The following is a 21,114-nucleotide window of genomic DNA, read 5'->3' on the forward strand; positions in this document are numbered from 1 at the left end:
CTGAAAGAAGCGCTCGACAAAGTTATGCCAACAGAGTGCAGCAGCTATATGCGGCATTCCGGCTATGGCCCAACTTGATCTCGGATTACTCTAGCTCACTAGAAACGATGCTTTGTGCGGCGACGTTTTCATTAAAGGGAGACTCCCTTGAATGCGTCGCTGCACTAGGGAGTCTCCCCCAACCTCTGTTCCAGCCTGTCGGCCACGGTCTTGACCACCTTCACCCGGGCGAAGCGCTTGTCGTTGGCCTCCACCAGGGTCCAGGGGGTGTCGTGGGTGCTGGTGCGCTCGACCATCTCGTTGACGGCGTGGGTGTAATCCTCCCACCGTTCGCGGTTGCGCCAGTCCTCGTCCGTCAGCTTCCAGCTCTTGAAGGGCGAGTCCTCGCGGGCCTGGAAACGGGAGAGTTGCTCGTCTTTGGTGATGTGCAGCCAGAACTTGCACAGCACGATCCCGTGCCGCGCCAGTTGCTCCTCGAAGGACCGGATCTCGGCGTAGGCGCGGCGCCACTCGTCTTCCTCGGCGAAGCGTTCCACCCGTTCCACCAGCACGCGGCCATACCACGAGCGGTCGAACACGGTGACGCGGCCGGCGCGGCCCAACTGGCGCCAGAAGCGCCAGAGATAGTGTTGCGCCCGTTCCTCGTCGGTCGGCGCGGCCACCGGGATCACCTGGACCTGACGGGCGTCCAGGGCGTGGGTGAGGCGGCGCACGGAGCCGCCCTTGCCGGCGGCGTCCCAGCCCTCGAACACCAGCACCGTCGAGATGCCCTTGGTCTGCGCCTGGCGGTGCAGCACCGCGAGCCGGCCTTGCTCGGTGGACAGGGTCTTCCGGTAGACGGCCTTGGGCAGGCTCTGAGTCATGTCCAGGGTGTCGAGCACCGTGGGCAGGCCGGTCACCACGGGCGCCGGCACCACATCGGCCGCCACCGGGGCCCTGTCGGGGGCGATGGCGGCGGTCACGGCGCGCCGCTGGGCGTCGCGCTCGATGTGATGGCGCAGGGCGTCGCGCAGGGTGCACAGCACCGTGAGGGAGCGGTAGCGGTGATCCTCCCCCTCGACGATCACCCAGCGGGCCTCGCCGGTGGAGGTGCGGGCGATCAGGTGCTCGGCGGCGCGCATGAAGGAGCCGTACATCTCCCAGTGGCGCCAGTCCCGCTTGGTCACCCGCCAGCTTTCCAGCGGGTTTTTTTCCAGCGCCTTGAGGCGCGCCTTCTGCGCCGTCTTGCTGAGGTGCATCCAGAACTTGATGATCAGGGCGCCATCATCGGCCAGTGTTTTCTCGAAGGCGATGACCTGGTTCAGTTGATCGTCGAAGGCGCCCTCGTCGATGGTGCCGGTGGCGTAGTCCATGAACGGCCGCGAGTACCAGGACGACAGGAACTGCCCGATCCGTCCCTTGGGCGGCAGGTCGCGCCAGAAGCGCCAGTACTCGGGGCGCTCGCGCTCCTCGTCCGAGGGCGCCCCATAGGCGCGGGTGACGATCCAGCGCGGATCCAGCCAGGCGTTGAGCAGGTTCATGCTCTCGCTCTTGCCGGCGCCCTCGACACCGGCGAACACCAGGATCACCGGCATGTCCAGCTCGCGCAGCCGTTGCTGCAACTCCAGCAACTCGATGCGCAGCGGCTCCTTCTGGCGTTCGAACTCTTCCTTGCTGACCTTGCGGCCCAGTTCGGCGGTGCGAAACACGGGGCGGCCTCCCGACTCAGTACCAGCGATCATCGACCATGACCGGTGCGGCCCAGCACCGCTTCGCGGTGTCTGTCTTCGTGAGATGGGACACCGGCAAGGCGCCCAGGGCGGATGAGTCACAGGCATCCGCCGCCGGTGCAAGGCCATCCCTGATCCGGACCCCGGCCCGGTCCGGACCACCTCCAGATTCCCACGAGACAGCCTACGCCCATGTCATGGCGCTGTCATGCGCGGCGATCATGGCGACGGGGCGCTCCCGTCGCCGTCGAGTCCTCCCGACCGTCGCCATGACGGGGGGAGAGACCCTCGATGAGGCCGGGGCGTTTCCGCCCCGGGAACCTCGACGCCACGACGTCGGTCGAGGACGAGGTGGTGTCGCTTCAATGAGGCCGGGGCGTTTCCGCCCCGGGAACCGCGGGAGGGGTGCCCAGGCCCCGTCCAGGCCCTGCACGCTTCAATGAGGCCGGGGCGTTTCCGCCCCGGGAACCCGCGCTACAGCCGGGGCCGGTATCGTGACCTGGAAAGCTTCAATGAGGCCGGGGCGTTTCCGCCCCGGGAACCAGGCATCGGCGGTGATCGGCTCACCCAGACCCGGGGCTTCAATGAGGCCGGGGCGTTTCCGCCCCGGGAACCCTCGTCCGCCCTGGCGACCTCGGCCTCCAGCCGTTCGCTTCAATGAGGCCGGGGCGTTTCCGCCCCGGGAACCCGGAGCCAGGAGGGCTACATCCGTGCCCTGGCGGCAGCTTCAATGAGGCCGGGGCGTTTCCGCCCCGGGAACCTAGAGCGCTCGGTGGATGTACCAGACTCGGCCCTGAGCTTCAATGAGGCCGGGGCGTTTCCGCCCCGGGAACCGGGATCAAGGGCTTAGCCCCGTCTGCCTCACAATCTCAGCTTCAATGAGGCCGGGGCGTTTCCGCCCCGGGAACCCGGCTTTTCCCGCCAGGCCTCGTAGCTCGGAGTGAGCGCTTCAATGAGGCCGGGGCGTTTCCGCCCCGGGAACTCCTTGGGCTCCGGTTCATGAATGTCGGGCACCGCATCGCTTCAATGAGGCCGGGGCGTTTCCGCCCCGGGAACCCATGGCGTAGCAGTTGGCGCAGCCGGCGCTCACGATCGCTTCAATGAGGCCGGGGCGTTTCCGCCCCGGGAACCTGGCGACAGCTACGAGGTGAACGGGACCCTCGCCTATGGCGCGCTTCAATGAGGCCGGGGCGTTTCCGCCCCGGGAACCTCCCGACTGGATGTTGGTGACCGGCGACCGCAAGGCCGCTTCAATGAGGCCGGGGCGTTTCCGCCCCGGGAACCCGGCCTCCTCACCGGACGCGTGTACCCACCACACAAAGCTTCAATGAGGCCGGGGCGTTTCCGCCCCGGGAACCATCCGCGAGACCATCGAAGCCAACCGGGCCGAGTTGGCTTCAATGAGGCCGGGGCGTTTCCGCCCCGGGAACCTTGAGTCTCCGTCCCCGGATAGAACCGGTACACCAGGTCGCTTCAATGAGGCCGGGGCGTTTCCGCCCCGGGAACCGCCCCGGCCTCGACCGAGCCACGCGTGGACATGGTGGCTTCAATGAGGCCGGGGCGTTTCCGCCCCGGGAACCACGAGGGGCTGAACACGCAGAAACAGTGGGTCCGGATGGGCTTCAATGAGGCCGGGGCGTTTCCGCCCCGGGAACCATGCGCGGGCCTGGTGGACCGGCAAGGCATCGGCCGCCGCTTCAATGAGGCCGGGGCGTTTCCGCCCCGGGAACCGTGTGGTTGCGGGCGCGCGATGCTGGTGCGCTAACGCTTCAATGAGGCCGGGGCGTTTCCGCCCCGGGAACCTTCGGATAGTGACCGGACGGGAGGATGCACAATGACGCTTCAATGAGGCCGGGGCGTTTCCGCCCCGGGAACCTCAGCCGTCAGCCCCTCGGGGGCACCATCCACCTGAGGGCTTCAATGAGGCCGGGGCGTTTCCGCCCCGGGAACCCCGAGAAAGACTGTGTTCGGCCGATTACGTCGACCGCGCTTCAATGAGGCCGGGGCGTTTCCGCCCCGGGAACCGACGGTGACGACCAGGGCCGCGCCCGTCACCGGATCGGGCTTCAATGAGGCCGGGGCGTTTCCGCCCCGGGAACCTCCGGGCTTCCGGGATGGTGTCCGAGGCTTTCGTGGCTTCAATGAGGCCGGGGCGTTTCCGCCCCGGGAACCCCCATTTCGCCCAGTCGCTGCTGCTGCCATCGGGCAGGCTTCAATGAGGCCGGGGCGTTTCCGCCCCGGGAACCCGAGCAGACCGAGCTTCGTGGCCCGGTGCCCCTGATCGCTTCAATGAGGCCGGGGCGTTTCCGCCCCGGGAACGAGGCGCTGGGGTCCTTCGACAGCCGCTACTTCGGGGCTTCAATGAGGCCGGGGCGTTTCCGCCCCGGGAACCGCGTCTGGGTAGTGTACGCCCTGTCCGAGGTCTCTGGCTTCAATGAGGCCGGGGCGTTTCCGCCCCGGGAACATGAACTGTTCGGCCTCGGCGATCGAAATCCCGGTCGCGCTTCAATGAGGCCGGGGCGTTTCCGCCCCGGGAACCGGTCAGCAACTTGACGTCGACAGTCTCCCCCGAAGCGGCTTCAATGAGGCCGGGGCGTTTCCGCCCCGGGAACCCCGCATGCGGCCGTCACACGGTCGCCCCGCCACCCCTCGCTTCAATGAGGCCGGGGCGTTTCCGCCCCGGGAACCTCCTCGGCCTTGTAGGCGTCATAGGCGCCATAATCGGCGCTTCAATGAGGCCGGGGCGTTTCCGCCCCGGGAACCGCGCTGGAACAACGGCATTGGCTCAATCTGTCCGACCCGGCTTCAATGAGGCCGGGGCGTTTCCGCCCCGGGAACAGGGCGGTCGGTGGCGGTTGACGCGGCGCTGGCCATGGCTTCAATGAGGCCGGGGCGTTTCCGCCCCGGGAACCAACACCGCGTCAGCGTCTACAGGCGTTCCCGGGCTGGCTTCAATGAGGCCGGGGCGTTTCCGCCCCGGGAACCGATTCTTTAATTTAACATCATCTGACCAAGTTATATTGCTTCAATGAGGCCGGGGCGTTTCCGCCCCGGGAACCCGGCTGCGATTGGCGCGCTCGCCTATCCCAAAGGACTGGCTTCAATGAGGCCGGGGCGTTTCCGCCCCGGGAACCGTGGCCACGCGGCGGTGGGTCGGCTGGTCGGCCTGGAGCTTCAATGAGGCCGGGGCGTTTCCGCCCCGGGAACCCTGTCCATTTCTGGAACCCAGCGCGCATGTCCGAGGGCTTCAATGAGGCCGGGGCGTTTCCGCCCCGGGAACCAGCCACGCCCGGATGAGCTCCGAATTCGCGTAGATGGGCTTCAATGAGGCCGGGGCGTTTCCGCCCCGGGAACCACACGGGTCGCCGTGATACCGAGCCTCGTCGAGCCGGGCTTCAATGAGGCCGGGGCGTTTCCGCCCCGGGAACGGAAAGGCGAACCTCGGCGGCCCGAATACGAGCGTCGCTTCAATGAGGCCGGGGCGTTTCCGCCCCGGGAACATCGGGGAATCCCAGTCCATCGGCCAGGCCCTGGGGCGCTTCAATGAGGCCGGGGCGTTTCCGCCCCGGGAACGTCGCTCTCATTAAGGCGAACGAGGGTTTCCGATCGTGCTTCAATGAGGCCGGGGCGTTTCCGCCCCGGGAACCTTCCCAGAAGACGGAGAGGTCCCGGCGCCTCAAACAGTAGCTTCAATGAGGCCGGGGCGTTTCCGCCCCGGGAACCGCGTGTAGCGCCCGTCGCGCACCCCCTGGCGCGCGGCGCTTCAATGAGGCCGGGGCGTTTCCGCCCCGGGAACCTGGCGGCCGACCTGGACCACCGGATCGCGAAGCTGGGCGCTTCAATGAGGCCGGGGCGTTTCCGCCCCGGGAACGCCGTTGGGGCTAACCGTCACGTACGGAAGAACGTATGCTTCAATGAGGCCGGGGCGTTTCCGCCCCGGGAACGGTCGACGCCGGCCGGTCTGAAATGCAGGTTTACCAGGGCTTCAATGAGGCCGGGGCGTTTCCGCCCCGGGAACCTCCCTGGCGTTGGCTGGGGGCGCCCTGGCGGCGGCCGGCTTCAATGAGGCCGGGGCGTTTCCGCCCCGGGAACCCACGTCTGTTCTTCCGGTAGGGGAACACACTCGGTATGCTTCAATGAGGCCGGGGCGTTTCCGCCCCGGGAACGGGCCGCGCCCGTCACCGGGTCAGGAGCCGAGGAAGAGCTTCAATGAGGCCGGGGCGTTTCCGCCCCGGGAACCCGCCGAAGGCGGAGGAGGGGAGGTCGAGTATTCTTTGGCGCTTCAATGAGGCCGGGGCGTTTCCGCCCCGGGAACGTCCCGAAGGATCTCCCCGGGCGCCTGGTCTCGGGCCGCTTCAATGAGGCCGGGGCGTTTCCGCCCCGGGAACTCGGCCCGCGCTGTACGAGGTCGCCCGGGCCATCCGGGCTTCAATGAGGCCGGGGCGTTTCCGCCCCGGGAACAGCCGGGCCACAACCCTTTGTGAGTCCAGACAGTCCGGCCGTTTTTTCGAGCGCTGGCGCTGTCGGGGGGGTCCGTGGCGTCCGTACGAGCCTCCGTCGACCCGATGCGCCAGCATAACCGTCTTGATTCACAATGGCAAACATCGGAATCGAGCGCTCCGCGAGTCGATGTCGCCGCAGCAGCGCTCGCAGGCCCCCGGCGGCGGATCCCCGAGCGTCTTCCTGGCGAAGACTACATGATAATCGGTGTGCGTTCCACCGCCGGGACGGTCTTGCCCCGGTCTCGCACACGCGGCCATGCCGGCCCGCGGCGCCCCGGTTTCGGCTCCGGTTCGGCCAATGCGGGTAGGTCGGCGTCCGCGTGTGGAGTCGGTGTAACCCGGGCCGGTGATGGCGGTCGCCCGGGGCGTTCCAGAGGGAGTCTCGGGAAGGGTCCAAGTCAAGTCATAGTATCGCTATTGTAACAAAATTGTCCAATTTCTCGCCACCGGCTCATACCGTCCATCAGTGACTGACCTGGCGGCATGGGAGTCCTGGAAGAACGACATACGGTCCATTGGTTGATTGACGGCACCTCGCGCTTTCGCCATCTTGATGCCTGGTGAGGAAATACCCGTGCAAGGCATGGGGACTCCTGCCGGGTCGAGCCGGGCCGAGCCAAGGCATGGGACGCCGCGCGCATGAGCGCCAGTCGCCCGTCCCGTGGCAGCGTCGTCGCGCCGTCCGTGCCTATCGGACGGGACGCCGTGTGGTTTCGACCGCGAGTCACGTTCGGGCCGTTGGCGCCGCGCATCGAGGGGGGAGAGATGGCCCGGTCGATGGGGTGGTCGGAGATCATCCCGCGCCTGCACATGGTCCTGGAACCGATCGTCGGTGTGCACTCGGGGCGGACCCTGGGTGTCGAGGCGGTGATCGGCAACGCGACGGACCTTGGCTTCGCCTCCGCCCACGACCTGCTTGATTGCGCCGCCGCCGGCGATCCGGCGGATCCGCCGCGCCGCGACAGCCGTCTCGCGGAGGTGGAGGCGCGTGCCCATGCGGCGGCGGTCGCCGTGTTCGCGCGCATGCCAGACCGGGCCAACGTCAAGCTGTTCCTGAACCTGGACGCGCGCCTGCTGGGGCAGGCGGAGGCGATCGTGGAGGCCCTTCGCCCCGTGCTGGCCGCGCACGGCGTTCCGGCCAATGCCGTGGTGCCCGAGATTTCCGAGCGCCTGGCCTTCCGCATGGCCGAGACCCTCCAGGACGCGACCGGCGCCGCACGCGGCCGGGTGGAGCGGGCCGTGTCGGTGCTGCGCGGCCTGTCCGGGCGCCTGGCGCTGGGGAACTTCGGCGCCGGATACGCCAGCCTGCCGCTGCTGCGGGTCGTGCGCCCGGACTTCGTCACGCTGGACCGGTTCTTTGTCCAGGATGTCGCCGGGGACCGCGATCGCAAGCTGATGCTGAACGCGCTGGCCAACATGACGCACCTGATGGGTATCCAGATGGTGGCCGGGGGCGTTGCCACGGTCGAGGACTACCAGGTCATGCGCCATGCCGGCTGTGACTATGTCCAGGGGCCCCTGATCGGGGGGCGCGTCGCGGATCCCGCTCAGGTTCCCATGGACCAGGAGGCCGTGCGGGCCCTCAACCACGCGGACCAGCGCCGCCTGAACAGCGACGCGGCCCTCATCGCCGCGAAGACTCAGCGCGTCGACCCCATCCTGATGGGCACCAGCATGGCGGCGGTGTTCGAGCGGTTTCGCCACGAGAAGGACCAGAACTTCTTTCCCGTGGTCGACGCGGTCGGTGAACCGGTCGGCATCATCCGCGAACTGGACCTCAAGGAGTATACCTACAGCCTGTACGGCAAGGAGTTGCTCAGCAACCGCGCCCTGGGGCGCACCCTGGACGCGTTCGTGGCCATATGCCCGGTCGCGGACGTGAACACCAAGGCGGAGAAGGTCCTGGAGGTCTTCTCCGGATCGGATGGCGCCGAGTGCATCCTGATCGTCAGCGAGCGCAAGTACATCGGCTTCATGTCCGCGCAGTCGCTGCTGCGGGTGATCAACGAGAAAAATCTGGCGCTGGCCCGGGACCAGAATCCGTTGAGCAAGCTTCCCGGCAATACCATGATCAACGAGTACATCGCCGAGTGTCTTCAGGATGTGAATTCGAAATACATCATGGTCTATCTGGATTTCGACAACTTCAAGCCGTTCAATGACAAATACGGCTATCGCCAGGGGGATCGCGCCATCACCCTGTTCGCCGAACTCCTGCGGAAGCAACTGCCGCGCGGCGATGTGTTCGTCGGGCACGTCGGCGGGGACGACTTCTTCGTCGGTCTCCGCGCGTTCCGCTACGATCAGGCCGTGGACCTGATCACCTCCATGGTGCGCACGTTCGAGCGTGACGTGGAGAGCTTCTACGACGAGGAGAGCCGCCGGCGGGGCTATATCGTCGCCAGGGATCGGGAGGGGGTCGAGCGGAAGTTGCCGCTGTTGTCCGCGTCCGCCGCCGTCGTTCAGTTGTCGCGGGGCCATGCGGTGCGGACCGCCGACGAGATCGCCGGTGTGATCGCCGGGTTGAAAAAGGCGGCCAAGGCGGCGCCGGACAAGATCGCCTCGGCCTGCTACACTGATGGCGAGACGCTGGCGTCCGGATAACGGGTGCCGGGTGTGGCTGTTCTTGTTGCTGGCGTGGGGCTTCCCATGATCGATGCCGACGACGCCGGCCCCGTCACCGGGCTGGACGACGATGCCGATACGCGCGCCATCCGCGAGGGCGTTCGCGCCCTGTGTGCGCGGTTCCCGGGATCCTACTGGCGGGACAAGGACCGCGCCCGGGCCTACCCCACGGAGTTCGTCGACGCGCTGACCGAGGCGGGCTATCTGGCCGCGTTGATCCCGGACTGCCATGGCGGCAGCGGTCTCGGTCTGGCTCAGGCGGTCGCCATCCTGGACGAAATCCACCATTCGGGCGGCAATGGCGCCGCCTGTCACGCGCAGATGTACACCATGGGCGCGATCCTGCGGCATGGCTCCGAGGATCAGAAACGGCGCTGGCTGCCGGACATCGCCGCCGGCCGGGTGCGGCTGCAGGCGTTTGGCGTTACCGAGCCCACCAGCGGCACCGATACCCTGGCGCTGCGCACCACGGCGCGGCGCGACGGTGACGCCTATGTCGTCACCGGCCAGAAGGTCTGGACCTCGCGGGCCGAGCACTCGGACCTGATGCTGCTGCTGGCCCGCACCACCCCCCGCGAGGCGGTCACGCGCAAGGGCGATGGCCTGTCGGTGTTCGTGGTGGACATGCGCGCGGCCCCGCGCGATCAGCTCGTCATCCGGCCCATCCGCACCATGCTGAACCACGCCACCACCGAGGTGTTCTTTGATGGCCTGCGGGTGCCGGCGGACAGCCTGATCGGCGAGGAAGGGCAGGGGTTCCGCGTCATCCTGGACGGCATGAACGCCGAGCGGGTGCTGATCGCCGCCGAGTGCATCGGCGACGCCCGCTGGTTCGTCGACCAGGCGCGCGCCTATGCCGGCGAGCGGTCGGTGTTCGGCCGGCCCATCGGCCAGAACCAGGGCATCCAGTTCCCGATCGCCGAGGCCCATATCGCCACCGAGGCGGCCGACCTGATGGTCCGCAAGGCGGCGCGCCTGTTCGACGCCGGCCGGCGCATCGGCGCCGAGGCCAACATGGCCAAGCATCTGGCGGCCAAGGCTTCGTGGCAGGCCGCCGATATGTGCCTGCAGACCCACGGTGGCTATGGCTTCGCCGAGGACTATGACGTGGAGCGCAAATTCCGCGAGACCCGCCTGTACCAGGTGGCGCCCATCTCCACCAACCTCATCCTGTCCTACGTCGCCGAGCACGTGCTGGGCCTGCCGCGCTCGTTCTGATGAGCCCCGGGGCGCACCCCGGAGGGTGTCGTCTACACGGGCAGATCTCCGGAGTCTCGCGTGTCGCGATGGGGGCGCGCGCTCGTCTGGCCCTCTGTGTCGACCCGGTCCGTTCCGGGAGGCGAAAAAAGAACTTGAAAAGGCGACGCCCATGATCGGAAATGGCGGGCGATTCACCTCTCGGTGGAGGGGTTTTCGGCGCCGCCCGGACACCCCTTCGCCATCGACCGCGCCACCGACAAGGCCCGGATCAACACGGGCCGAGAACCGGCGCGGGGCCGCTTCATCGAAGCCGGCCCCCTTCAATCCCCCGAGGCACGGGGCACACTGTTGACGACATCCAGGGAGGACCGTCACCCATGAGCACCCTCAAGACCCTGACCCACCCCATCACACGCCTGAGTGGCGTCGCGGCCGTCGCCGCGACGCTGGCCGTGACCGCCATCGCCAACCCGGCCACCGCCGCCGACCGGGTGCGCTGGCAGATGGCCATGAGCTTTCCCTCGACCCTGAAGGCCCTGGCCGACACCGCCCCCTGGATGGCCGAGCAGGTCAACGCCATGTCCGGCGGCACCATGACCTTGCAGGTGTTCGAGCCCGGCAAGCTGGTGAAAGGCACCGAGGTGTTCGATGCCGTGTCCCAGGGCAAGCTGGACTCGGGATACGTCTGGGCCGGCTACGAGATCGGCAAGCTGCCGGCCTCGGTCCTTTTCGGTGGTCAGCCGTTCGGCCTGACCCCTTGGGAAATGGCGGCCTTCATGCTGGAGAACGGCGGCCAGCAGATGATGGAAGAGCTTTACGAGCCGCACAACGTGATGCCCATCCTGTGCGGCATTGTCAGTCCGGAGGCCGCCGGGTGGTTCACCTTCCCGCTGGAGAACCTGGATCAGGTCCAGGGGTTGCGCATCCGCTTCGCCGGCATGGGCGGCCAGGTCCTGCAAAAGATGGGCGCCGAGGTGACCGTGTTGCCGGCGTCGGAGTTGTTCGATGCCCTGGACAAGGGCGTCATCGACGCCACCGAGTTCTCCATGCCCACCGTGGACGAGCAGCTTGGGTTCTACAAGGTGGCCAAGTTCTACCACCTGCCGGGCTGGCATCAGCAGTCCACCAGTCAGTACCTTTACGTCAATCTCGACAAGTGGAACGGCCTCGACGAGACGCAGCAGACCATCCTGCGCACCGCCTGCACCGCCGGCGTCGCCAAGTCGATCGCGCGCGCCGAGGGTCTGCAGGGCGCCGTCCTCAATACCTTCACCGAGGAACATGACGTCACCGCCGTGCGCCTGCCCGAGGACATCCTCATGGAACTGCAGGCCAAGACCGACGAGGTCATGGCCGAGTTCTCCGCCAAGGATGAGGGCTTCGCCCGGGTCTGGGGAGCCATGAAGGCGTTCCAGCAAGAACACCAGGCGTGGCGTGACCTGGGCTACATGCCCAACGACTGGGCCACCCGCGTTTCCGGTCAGTAAGCAGAGAACCGCCCGACGAACCCCCTTGGGTCACGCGGCGCGCCGGCTCCCTCATCCGTCGGGGGCCGGCGCGTTGGTGTGTCGGCATGGCTCGCGCCACCCCACGGTGGATCGGGGCCGGGGCCGGGATGTGGGCGTTCCTTTTTCCTTTCCACCAAGGACCCGTCTCATGAGCCACACGCCCCCTGGCGCCGGCTCGCCCAGACCAAACGGCGAGCCCCTGGACGACCACGGCCTGCCCCGGGATCGCCTGCTGCCGCGCACCCGGATCTCCAACGTCATCGACCGGTTCATCCTTCGGATCGGGCATATGGCATCGTGGATCTGGGTGGCGCTGATCATCGGCATCATCGCCAACGTCACCCTGCGCTACGTGTTCGGCCGCGCCACGGTGTGGCTGGAAGAGCTGCAACTTTATTTCTACGCCATTGGCTTCATTCTCGGGCTCAGTTACGCGCTCACCTACGACCGTCATGTGCGGGTGGACGCCCTGGCCGAGCGCTGGTCGATGCGCACCCGGGCCTGGGTCGAACTGACCGGCATGCTGGTGCTGCTGCTGCCGTTCTCGGTGGCTATCCTGGTCGAGGCCGTGCCCTACGTGCTCACGTCGATCACCCTGAACGAGGGCTCTCCGTCGCCCGGTGGGCTGCCGTACACCTGGATTCTCAAGTCCTTCATCATCTGGGGGTTCGCCTTGATCTTCCTGGCGGCCCTGTCGCGCACCTTGCGGTGTACCGCGCTGTTGTTCGGCCGGCCCCGGGCGCTCTGATGTCCGGACGGCCCCCACCAGGACGAACGGGCATCGGGTGAAATCACCCGCGGGAGACCCCCCGACGGAGAAGCATCGTGTTCGAATACGAAATCATCGTCATCCTGCTGCTGGCCAGTTTCATGGCCACGATCTTCACCGGCTTCCCGCTGGCCTGGGTGCTGGGGGGGATCTCCTTCCTGTTTCTGTTGCTGAGCCTGATCCTGCTGAACTGGTTCGGCGTCGACACCTACTTCCTCGACGAATGGAACGACTTCGCCATCATCGTCGATCGCATCTGGGCGCAGATGCAGAACTGGGTCCTGGTGGCCCTGCCCATGTTCGTGTTCATGGGCTTGATGCTCGACCGCTCCGGTGTCGCCGACCGGCTGATGGTCAACTTCACCAAGCTGTTCGGCGGCCTGCGCGGCGGCCTGGCGCTGACGGTGATCGTCATCGGCGTGCTGTTGGCGGCGTCCACCGGCATCGTCGGCGCCTCGGTGGTGCTGCTGTCCATGCTGGCGCTGCCACCCATGCTCCAGGCCCGCTACGACAAGAGCCTGGCGACCGGCGTCGTGGCCTCGTCGGGGACGCTCGGCATCCTGATCCCGCCGTCCATCATGCTGGTCATCATGGCCGACCAGCTGTCGCTCCCGGTGGGCGACCTGTTCATGGGCGCGGTGTTTCCCGGCTTGATCCTGGGCGGCCTGTACGTGGGTTACGTGGTCATCCTGGCCTTGGTCCGGCCCGACATGGCGCCGGCCCCCGACGCCACCGGCACCGTCACCTGGCGCGACGTGCTGGGCGTGGTGCTGGCGGTGGTGCCGCCGATGCTGCTGATCCTGGCGGTGCTGGGCTCGATCTTCTTCGGCATCGCCACCCCCACCGAGGCGTCGGGCATCGGCGCCCTGGGCGCGACCCTGCTCGCCGCCGCCAACGGCCGCCTGACGGTCGAGGTGCTGCGCCGGGTCTGCCGCGAAACCATGCTGACCACGGCCTTCATCTTCGGGATTTTCCTGGGGGCCACCGCCTTCGCGCTTGTGATGCGCTCGCTGGGCGGCGACGAGTTCATCGGCGGCCTGCTGGAGGGCCTGCCGTTTCCGCCCTGGGGGGTGGTGGCGACCATCCTGTTCATCGCCTTCATCGCCGGCTTCTTCCTGGACTGGCTGGAGATCAGCCTGATCATCCTGCCGCTGGTGGCGCCGGTGGTGGACGCCCTGGGCTTCGATCTGGTGTGGTTCACGGTGCTGTTCGCCACGACCCTGCAGACCAGCTTCCTGACCCCGCCGGTGGGCTTCTCGATCTTCTATCTGAAGGGGGTGGCGCCGCCGGGCATTACCATCGGGCACATCTACAAGGGCGTGGTGCCCTTCGTGATTCTCCAGTTGATCGGGATCCTGCTGGTGTTCCAGTTCCAGGATATCGTGCTGTGGCTGCCCGAGCAGATGTACTGAGGGCGGGGGGCGAGGTCGGGGGCCGTCAAGGTGCCCCGTACCCGCCGCCCCCCGGCGTCTCGATCACCACCGCGTCACCCGGGCCGACCTCGGCGGAGCCGGTCGACCCCAGGTCCTCGACGGTGCCGTCGGCGCGCTCGATCCGGGTCCTGCCGGGGGCGCCGTCAGCCCCGCCGGCCATCCCGAAGGGCGGCACACGGCGGCGGTTGGCCAGGATGGCCACGGTCATGGCCTCGCGGAACACCAGCCGGCGCACCACACCATCCCCGCCCCGGTGCTGGCCCGCGCCACCGGAGCCGCGCCGCACGTGGAACGCGTCCACCAGCACCGGGAAGCGGCTTTCCAGCACCTCCGGGTCGGTGAGCCGGCTGTTGGTCATATGGGTGTGCACGGCCGAGGCACCGTCGAAGGTGGCGGCGGCGCCGGCGCCGCCGCAGAGGGTCTCGTAGTACTGGTGGCGATCGTTGCCGAAGGTCAGGTTGTTCATGGTGCCCTGGGACGCGGCCATGATCCCCAGCGCGCCATAAAGGCAATCCACCACGGCTTGGCTGGTCTCCACGTTGCCGGCGACCACGGCAGCCGGGTGGGTGGGGCTCAGCAGGCACCCGTCGGGCACGCGGATGTCGATGGGCGCGAGGCAGCCCTCGTTCATGGGGATGGGTTCGTCCACCAGGGTGCGGAACACATAGAGCACCGCCGCCCGGGTGACGGCGCGGGGCGCGTTGAAGTTGCCCGCCTGCTGGGGATCCGTGCCGGTGAAATCCACGGTGGCCTGGCGGGCGGCCTTGTCCAGGGTGATGGCCACCCGGATGCGCGCGCCGTCGTCCATCTCCACCGTGAAGGCGCCGTCGTCGAGCACGTCCAGCACCCGGCGCACGGTTTCCTCGGCGTTGTCCTGGACGTGGCCCATGTAGGCCGTGACCACATCCAGGCCGAAGTGGCCGACCATGCGCCGCAACTCGCGCACGCCCTTTTCGTTGGCGGCGATCTGGGCCTGGAGATCGGCCAGATTTTGGGCTGGGTTGCGCGCCGGATAGCGCCCGCCGGTCAGCAGCGTGGTTATCTCGGCCTCGCGCAGGCCATGGGCGGCATCCACCAGCGGCACGGCGTCCAGCAAGACGCCTTCCTGGTCCACATGGGTCGAATGCGGCGGCATGGACCCGGGGGTGATGCCGCCGATGTCGGCGTGATGGCCTCGCGAACCCACGAAAAACAGGACCTCCGCCCCCGCGTCGTCGAACACCGGGGTGACCACGGTCACGTCGGGCAGGTGGGTTCCGCCGTTGTAGGGGGCATTGGTCACGTACACGTCGCCCGGGCGGAGGGCGCCCGCGTGCGCCGCCCGGACAGCGCGCACGGACTCGCTCATGGAGCCCAGGTGCACCGGCATGTGTGGCGCGTTGGCGATCAGGTTGCCGGCGGCGTCGAACACGGCGCAGGAGAAGTCCAGCCGTTCCTTGATGTTCACCGAATGGGCGGTGTTCTGAAGGGTGGCGCCCATCTGCTCGGCGATGTTCATGACCAGGTTGTTGAACACCTCCAGCATCACCGGGTCGGCCTGGGTGCCCAGCGCGACCCGCCGGGGGCGGGCCTCGGCGCGGGTCAGGACCACGGTTCCGGTGGGGCCGACGGCGGCGCGCCAACCGGGCTCGACAACGATGGTGCCGGTGGGCTCGACCAGCAGGGCCGGCCCCGGCACGACATCCCCGGGGCGCAGGGGCTGGCGGTCCAGCACCGGGGTCTCGCGCCAGCGGCCCTCGCCATACAGGCGCGCGCGGGCCAGGGGCTCCGGCGGGCCGGCGCGTGGGGGCGCGGTCGGCGCCACCGCCTCGGTCTCGCCGCTGGCGGCGATGGCCTCGGCGGAGACGGCGGCGATCACCACCGGCTTGTCGAGCACGAACCCGAAGCGGGCCTTGTGCGCGGTTGCGAAGGCGGTGGCCATGGCCTCGACCGAGCCGACCGGCACCTCCAGGGGCGTGTCGGAGCCCTGGACCCGCAGCAACGCCCGCCGCAGGACGGTGGCGGCGGTACCGTCCAGGCCCTGGCGGTCCAGGTCGGCGCGGGCCGCCGTGGCCAGGTCGTCCAGCACGTCGACCGCCAGTGCCACGCCGGCGTCGTCCAGGGGGACCTCGACCGTGCGCTCGCTCAGGACCCGCACGTCGGCAAGCCCCATGCCGTAGGCCGACAACACGCCCGCGAAGGGATGCAGGACCACCGTGGTCATCCCCAGCGCGTCGGCCACCAGGCAGGCGTGCTGCCCGCCGGCGCCCCCGAAGCAGACCAGGGCGTATTCGGTGACGTCGTAGCCGCGCTGGATGGAGATGGTCTTGATGGCGTTGGCCATGTTCTCCACGGCGATGCGCAGGAAGCCCTCGGCCACGTCCTCGGCCGCGCGGCCGTCGCCGATGCGCGCGGCGAGGGCGGCGAAGCCGGCGCGCGCGGCCTCGGCGTCCAGGGGCTGGTCGGCCCGGGGGCCGAACACACGCGGGAAGTGGTCGGGCTGGAGCTTGCCCAGCATCACGTTGCAGTCGGTGACCGTGAGCGGTCCGCCGCGCCGGTAGCAGGCCGGGCCGGGGGTGGCTCCGGCGCTGTCCGGGCCGACGCGGAAGCGGGCGCCGTCGTAATGCAGGATGGAGCCGCCCCCCGCCGCCACGGTGTGGATCAGCATCATGGGCGCCTGCACCCGCACCCCGGCCACGCGGGTGTCAAAGGTGCGTTCGAAGGCGCCGTCATAGTGCGACACGTCGGTCGAGGTGCCGCCCATGTCGAAGCCGATCAGCTTGGTGAACCCGGCCCACTCGGCCGTGCGCGCCATCCCCACCACGCCGCCGGCCGGTCCCGACAGGATGGCGTCCTTGCCCTGGAACAGCCCGGCGTCGGTCAGGCCGCCGTTGGACTGCATGAACATCAGGCGGGTGTGTCCCAGGTCGGCGGAGACCCGGTCCACGTAACGGCGCAGGATGGGCGACAGGTAGGCGTCCACCACCGTGGTGTCGCCGCGCCCGACCAGCTTCATGAGCGGGCTGACCCGGTGGCTGGCGGAGACCTGGGTGAAGCCGACCTCGACGGCGATCGCGGCGAGTCGGGCCTCGTGGTCGGGGAAGCGGTCCGCGTGGGGGAAGACGATGGCGCAGGCGCGCAGGCCGGCATTGAAGGCGTCTTGCAGGCTGGCGCGGGCGGCGGCCTCGTCCAGGGGCGTGATCTCCGTGCCCTCGGCGGTGACCCGCCCGGGGACCTCCACGACGCGCTCATAGAGCATCTCCGGCAGCACGATCTCGCGCGCGAACAGGTCCGGCCGGTGTTGGGTGCCGATGCGCAAGGCATCGCCGAAGCCCCGTGCGGTCACCAGCACCAGGCGGTCGCCGGTGCGCTCCAGCAATGCGTTGGTGGCCACCGTGGTGCCCATCTTGACCGCCTCGACACGATCGGCGGGGATGGGATCGGCCGCGCCCAGGCCCAGCAGGTCGCGAATGCCCTGAAGGGCGGCGTCGGCGTACCGCTCCGGGTTTTCCGACAGCAGCTTGTGGGTTACCAGGGCGCCGTCCGGCCGCCGGGCCACCAGGTCGGTGAAGGTGCCGCCCCGGTCGATCCAGATGCGCCAACGATCGGCGGGGGACGGCGTGCGGTCGGGGGCGGCGGACGGCATGGGCGCGGGCTCCGAAAGCGGCGAGGTCTTGCTCTACGACCCCTCCGGCTTAGCCTGCCCGGGGGCGGATTGGCAACGGGACGCGAAGCCGCGCCAATCCTCCTGGTGATCCACCGTCCTCAAACCCATCGCCGCGTGCGCTGGCGGTACGCCGCGTAGGCATCGCCGAAGGCGGCCTGCATGGCACGCTCCTCGAAGCGGATGTACCAGCGATCGCAGATGACGGCGAACAGGACAGCCAGCAACAAGGGCGTCAGCGTCCCGAACAGCAGGGCGGCGCCGGCCGTCATCAGCGCGAACCCCAGGTACATGGGGTTGCGGCTCCACCGGAACAGACCATCCGTGTGCAGATGGGTGGGGGTGTTGAAGGTCTGGATGTTGGTGCCGGTGCGGTGGAAGCGATAGCCCCCGGAGAGGGTCAGCCAGGCCCCCAGGATGACCGGCGGCGCCCCGAGCCAGTGCCAGGGAGCGTCGAGCAGAACGGGTCCCGGCAGCAGGACGGCGCTCACGGCCATGGTGATCAGGGCGAGATAGAACAGACGGGGCGGGATCAGCAGGGGGCGTCTTGGGCCGTGCCGCGACATGGGAGGTCTCCTTGAGGGTCGAGAACAAGGCGGTTCAGGGCCGTCGTCAGCGCGCGCATGGCGCGGTCGTAATTGGCGCCGGCGGCGATGGTGTCGGCCGTTTCATGAATCATGGCGAAGATCAGCGCGCCGGTGGGCTCCGGGTCCAGGTCGACGTAGGCCCCGGCCGCCTGCCCGGCGCGGAGGAGGGCCGCGAAACGGGTGGCCGGCTCGGCCTCCGGCGGCAATGGATGTGTGAGGGGAAAGGTGCTGTGGAACAGCACGTCGTGCAGCTTGCCCAGGTCGAGGATGAAGGCGACCAGGACCTCGGCCACCCGGGGCAGCAGCGGCGGCCAGTCATGGGACGCGGTGGGGTCCAGAAGCGGGGTGAGGCGCTGTTCGAGCATCGCCAGGCGCCGGTCGCGCACCGCCACCAGCAGGTCGTCCCAGGTCTTGAAGCAGGTGTAGAAGGTGCCCTTGGCCGCCCCGGCGGCGGTGGTGATGTCTTCCACGCGAAGCGCCGTGCCGCATGCCTGCAACAGCAGGTCGGCGGCTTCCAGAAGCTCGTCTCGGCGTTGGCTTGGAGTCAGGCGGCGTCGAGCCATGGGAGATCTCCTATTGACCATGGGTCATTTTTAAATGACCGTCGGTCAATAGTCAAACCCTGGATGGGCGATCATCCGCGTGGTGGGTGTGTCCTGGCTCGTGCCGCCGATGGGCGGCCCGGGCGCGCGGAGACCCTGCTCGTCTGACCGACGACTCAGGACTCGATCGGGCTTTTTTCGTAGACGTACTGCGGGACGGTGTTCAACCGCTTGCGAGCCTGTTCGATCCAGGCCCCGGTCGGTGTCTCGGGACGGCGTGGCACCAGCAGGACCACGGTCGACAGCGGGCCGTACTTCTTGTTGAACTCATCCAGCTTGCGAACCTGCATCTGGCGCGCCTTGTCGCTGGCCTCGAAAATGTCGCGGAACACCGACCGCAGGGTTCGGAAGAACTCCTCGACCCCGAAGGTCACGTCCTTGAGAATGGCCTTGCCGGGACGCACGACGAAGATCTCGGCGGCGTCCATCTGGCTGGTCACGGCGTCTTCGACGCGCCGCATCTTGCGGTTGACGGCATTCATGCCCAGCAGCTTGACCCGGCCCTGGACATAGACCTGCAACTCCTTGTCGCCGATGTTGCCGGACAAGGTGCGGCCCTGGCGGAAGGCATTGAGATAGGCGCGGTCGTCGGCGGGCATGCCGTCCAGCACCGCCTCGACGTGGGTGCGGATATCGGCGTGACGAATATCGTTCAACGCCCGCGTCTCGCGCATCCAGCGGGTGATCAGGCCGGCCGCCTCGCTCACCTCCAGTCCCGTGAAGGACATGAGCCGGGCACACTTCGCCGCCACCGGAAGGGCGGCCTCGGCGAAGTTGGCGAACACCCGCTCGATCTTCTTCTGCTGGTTCTGCAGCTTGGCGAAGGCGTAGAGGGCGTTGGAGACCTCCTCCTCGGTGGGCTGGAACTGGATGGACTGGCCGACCTGTGTGTACAACTGGGTCACGGTGGTCGGGAACATGCTTTCGGTGATCTTGTTTTCCCTGAGGAACGCCTCGAACCGGGACTTGCCGCCTTCACCCGCCGTGCCAAGCTGCGCCTGCACGAGCGACTGGCTCATGGCGTCATTGAGATCGGTGCCCTCGAAGTACTGACCGATCGAGTACTCCGTGACCTCCTTGAACCCCGCCAGCGGATTGCCGTACTTCACCTTGGGGATGCGGGCGCGCCGGATCTCCACGGCCGACTTGAAGGCGGTGGCCGCGGCGCCCATCGCCGGCTTGTCGACCGAGCGGATGAACTGGGCGCCCTGGCTGGCGGTCTGGAGGTAGAGTTGCAGGGCGACGCTGAAGGCCGCCTGCCACAGCGCGTTCTCGGATACCCGCAACAGCACCAGGCGATCGCGGATGGTGAGCGCCTTGGTCTCCGCGAAGCGCAGGAACAGCATGTCGAGGATGCGGAACGCCCACGTCTCCGGGGTGTCTTCCGGCCTGTACCGGAAGGCGTTGGTGTTGTTCAGCTTGAGGAACAGGATCAACGCGTCGCGCACCGGGTCCATCTTGCGCGGCAGGGAGATGCTGGGCTTGCCACCCAGCGCGAGCGTTAGCAACGCCTCCATCACGCCGATCTGGCCCAGTTGAACCGCGCCCCTGCCGTCGACCAGGACGCCGGACTGCATGATCGCGTCGGCGTTGACATGGGCGACGTCGGCCATCAGGGCATCGACATCCACCGACGAGAAGCGGCCGAGCAGTTCCAGGACCTTCTCGTTGATGGACTCCCGCTTCATGGCACCATCATTGTTCTGTTGTCTGTGGTCTCTTGTCTGTCATGAGCGGGCGTGTCACGGCGCGCGAGGACGGGATCGGCCGGTAGAATATGAATCCGCGCTCTTGCGTGTCAAGCGCCAGACCCAGGATGCTTCAGGTCAGTCGGACGAGCATTCCAGGGCAATACTTCCATTTAATGCCTTATTTGCGAGTAAAGCAAAAGAGGCTTTTCCCGGTCTGGGCTCCGGGCAGGGCTGTTCAGTTCTGGCGCGGGCGGGCATGAGCTTTCGTAGGACGAGTCATCTGTGTCGGGTGCGTATGGAAACGAATCTACCAGGGATGGGGAATCTGTGAATCTCATGGTGGGCACCTTTTCGATGGAGGGTGCCATGGTTCCGTCTCCCCATCTCCTGGCGGCCTTGAGCGATATCCCCGACTCCCGGCGGGCGCAAGGCAAGTGAACCGCCCCGGGTTTGCCGGAGGCTGGTTTATTTGAGTCCTACGCCGCCCGTTTGACCTCCCGCACGGTCTCATAGTAGCGGGTCTCGGCCTCGGCGGGCGGGATGCTTCCGATCGGTCCCAGTAGGCGCCGGGTGTTGAACCAATGCACCCATTCCAGGGTGGCGAGTTCGACGGCCCGTACGCCGGACCAGGGGCCGCGCGGGTTGATGACCTCGGCCTTGTAGAGGCCATTGACGGTCTCGGCCAGGGCGTTGTCGGTGCTGTCCTCAGCATGAGTTCAGTTTGCCATGCGCTCCAGAGGGGCGGTGGCCGTGTTGCTTTGACGGCGCAGATGGTCAGGCGGCGGAGACCTCGTGTGAACCAGGACAGTCGAGAGCGGCGGACCCTGGCGGGCTGTTGGTCGGGC

At 67.9% G+C, this 21,114-nt stretch carries 10 protein-coding genes, 1 pseudogene and 1 CRISPR repeat array; of the genes and pseudogenes, 5 read left to right on the forward strand and 6 right to left on the reverse strand.

Annotation, left to right across the window (positions count from 1 at the left end):
- Positions 1-164 precede the first annotated feature (164 nt).
- On the reverse strand, positions 165-1,688 hold the full coding sequence (gene pap, locus GGD89_RS17975) for a polyphosphate:AMP phosphotransferase (protein WP_184048358.1): 1,524 nt from the start codon (positions 1,686-1,688) through the stop codon (positions 165-167).
- A 306-nt stretch (positions 1,689-1,994) separates the two neighbouring features.
- Positions 1,995-6,171: a CRISPR direct-repeat array (repeat unit 37 nt; unit sequence GCTTCAATGAGGCCGGGGCGTTTCCGCCCCGGGAACC).
- A gap of 805 nt (positions 6,172-6,976) precedes the next feature.
- On the opposite strand from pap, the gene GGD89_RS17980 reads away from it, so the two are divergent.
- From GGD89_RS17980 to GGD89_RS18000, 5 genes are all read left to right on the forward strand, one after another.
- Positions 6,977-8,815 (forward strand): GGDEF domain-containing protein, encoded by a 1,839-nt coding sequence (locus GGD89_RS17980; protein ID WP_184048360.1) that lies wholly within the window; start codon positions 6,977-6,979, stop codon positions 8,813-8,815.
- A 45-nt stretch (positions 8,816-8,860) separates the two neighbouring features.
- Positions 8,861-10,054, forward strand: a complete 1,194-nt coding sequence (locus tag GGD89_RS17985) for an acyl-CoA dehydrogenase family protein (protein WP_184048363.1) — start codon at positions 8,861-8,863, stop codon at positions 10,052-10,054.
- 359 nt (positions 10,055-10,413) lie between these two features.
- Positions 10,414-11,523, forward strand: coding sequence for a TRAP transporter substrate-binding protein (locus GGD89_RS17990; protein ID WP_184048366.1), 1,110 nt, complete (start codon positions 10,414-10,416; stop codon positions 11,521-11,523).
- Between the two features lie 169 nt (positions 11,524-11,692).
- Positions 11,693-12,292 (forward strand): TRAP transporter small permease subunit, encoded by a 600-nt coding sequence (locus tag GGD89_RS17995; protein WP_184048369.1) that lies wholly within the window; start codon positions 11,693-11,695, stop codon positions 12,290-12,292.
- Positions 12,293-12,369: 77 nt separating this feature from the next.
- Entirely contained in the window at positions 12,370-13,725 is a 1,356-nt protein-coding gene (locus GGD89_RS18000; protein WP_184048372.1) for a TRAP transporter large permease subunit, read from the forward strand.
- A gap of 25 nt (positions 13,726-13,750) precedes the next feature.
- Here GGD89_RS18000 and GGD89_RS18005 read toward each other — a convergent pair whose 3' ends face one another.
- From GGD89_RS18005 to GGD89_RS18025, 5 genes and pseudogenes are all read right to left on the reverse strand, one after another.
- Positions 13,751-17,371 carry a hydantoinase B/oxoprolinase family protein gene (locus GGD89_RS18005; protein ID WP_184048375.1) on the reverse strand — a complete coding sequence of 1,207 codons (3,621 nt, stop codon included), beginning with the start codon at positions 17,369-17,371 and terminating at the stop codon, positions 13,751-13,753.
- A gap of 119 nt (positions 17,372-17,490) precedes the next feature.
- On the reverse strand, positions 17,491-17,955 hold the full coding sequence (locus tag GGD89_RS18010) for a methyltransferase family protein (RefSeq protein WP_184048378.1): 465 nt from the start codon (positions 17,953-17,955) through the stop codon (positions 17,491-17,493).
- Entirely contained in the window at positions 17,922-18,539 is a 618-nt protein-coding gene (locus tag GGD89_RS18015; protein WP_184048381.1) for a TetR/AcrR family transcriptional regulator, read from the reverse strand. The genes GGD89_RS18010 and GGD89_RS18015 overlap by 34 nt, the downstream gene beginning before the upstream one ends.
- A gap of 155 nt (positions 18,540-18,694) precedes the next feature.
- A complete protein-coding gene (locus tag GGD89_RS18020) occupies positions 18,695-20,266 on the reverse strand; it encodes a hypothetical protein (protein ID WP_184048384.1) in 1,572 nt (523 codons plus the stop codon).
- Between the two features lie 479 nt (positions 20,267-20,745).
- Positions 20,746-20,973, reverse strand: a pseudogene (locus GGD89_RS18025) (integrase core domain-containing protein); the annotation flags it as partial.
- Positions 20,974-21,114 lie beyond the last annotated feature (141 nt).

It is taken from the genome of Roseospira visakhapatnamensis (assembly GCF_014197915.1).
Classification (GTDB): Bacteria; Pseudomonadota; Alphaproteobacteria; order Rhodospirillales; family Rhodospirillaceae; genus Rhodospira; species Rhodospira visakhapatnamensis.

Coding starts and splice junctions, on each gene's coding strand:
- GGD89_RS17980 (WP_184048360.1), top strand. CDS start 6,977: ATGGCCCGGTCGATGGGGTGGTCGGAGATCATCCCGCGCCTGCACATG.
- GGD89_RS17985 (WP_184048363.1), top strand. CDS start 8,861: ATGATCGATGCCGACGACGCCGGCCCCGTCACCGGGCTGGACGACGAT.
- GGD89_RS17990 (WP_184048366.1), top strand. CDS start 10,414: ATGAGCACCCTCAAGACCCTGACCCACCCCATCACACGCCTGAGTGGC.
- GGD89_RS17995 (WP_184048369.1), top strand. CDS start 11,693: ATGAGCCACACGCCCCCTGGCGCCGGCTCGCCCAGACCAAACGGCGAG.
- GGD89_RS18005 (WP_184048375.1), bottom strand. CDS start 17,371: ATGCCGTCCGCCGCCCCCGACCGCACGCCGTCCCCCGCCGATCGTTGG.
- GGD89_RS18010 (WP_184048378.1), bottom strand. CDS start 17,955: ATGTCGCGGCACGGCCCAAGACGCCCCCTGCTGATCCCGCCCCGTCTG.
- GGD89_RS18015 (WP_184048381.1), bottom strand. CDS start 18,539: ATGGCTCGACGCCGCCTGACTCCAAGCCAACGCCGAGACGAGCTTCTG.
- GGD89_RS18020 (WP_184048384.1), bottom strand. CDS start 20,266: ATGAAGCGGGAGTCCATCAACGAGAAGGTCCTGGAACTGCTCGGCCGC.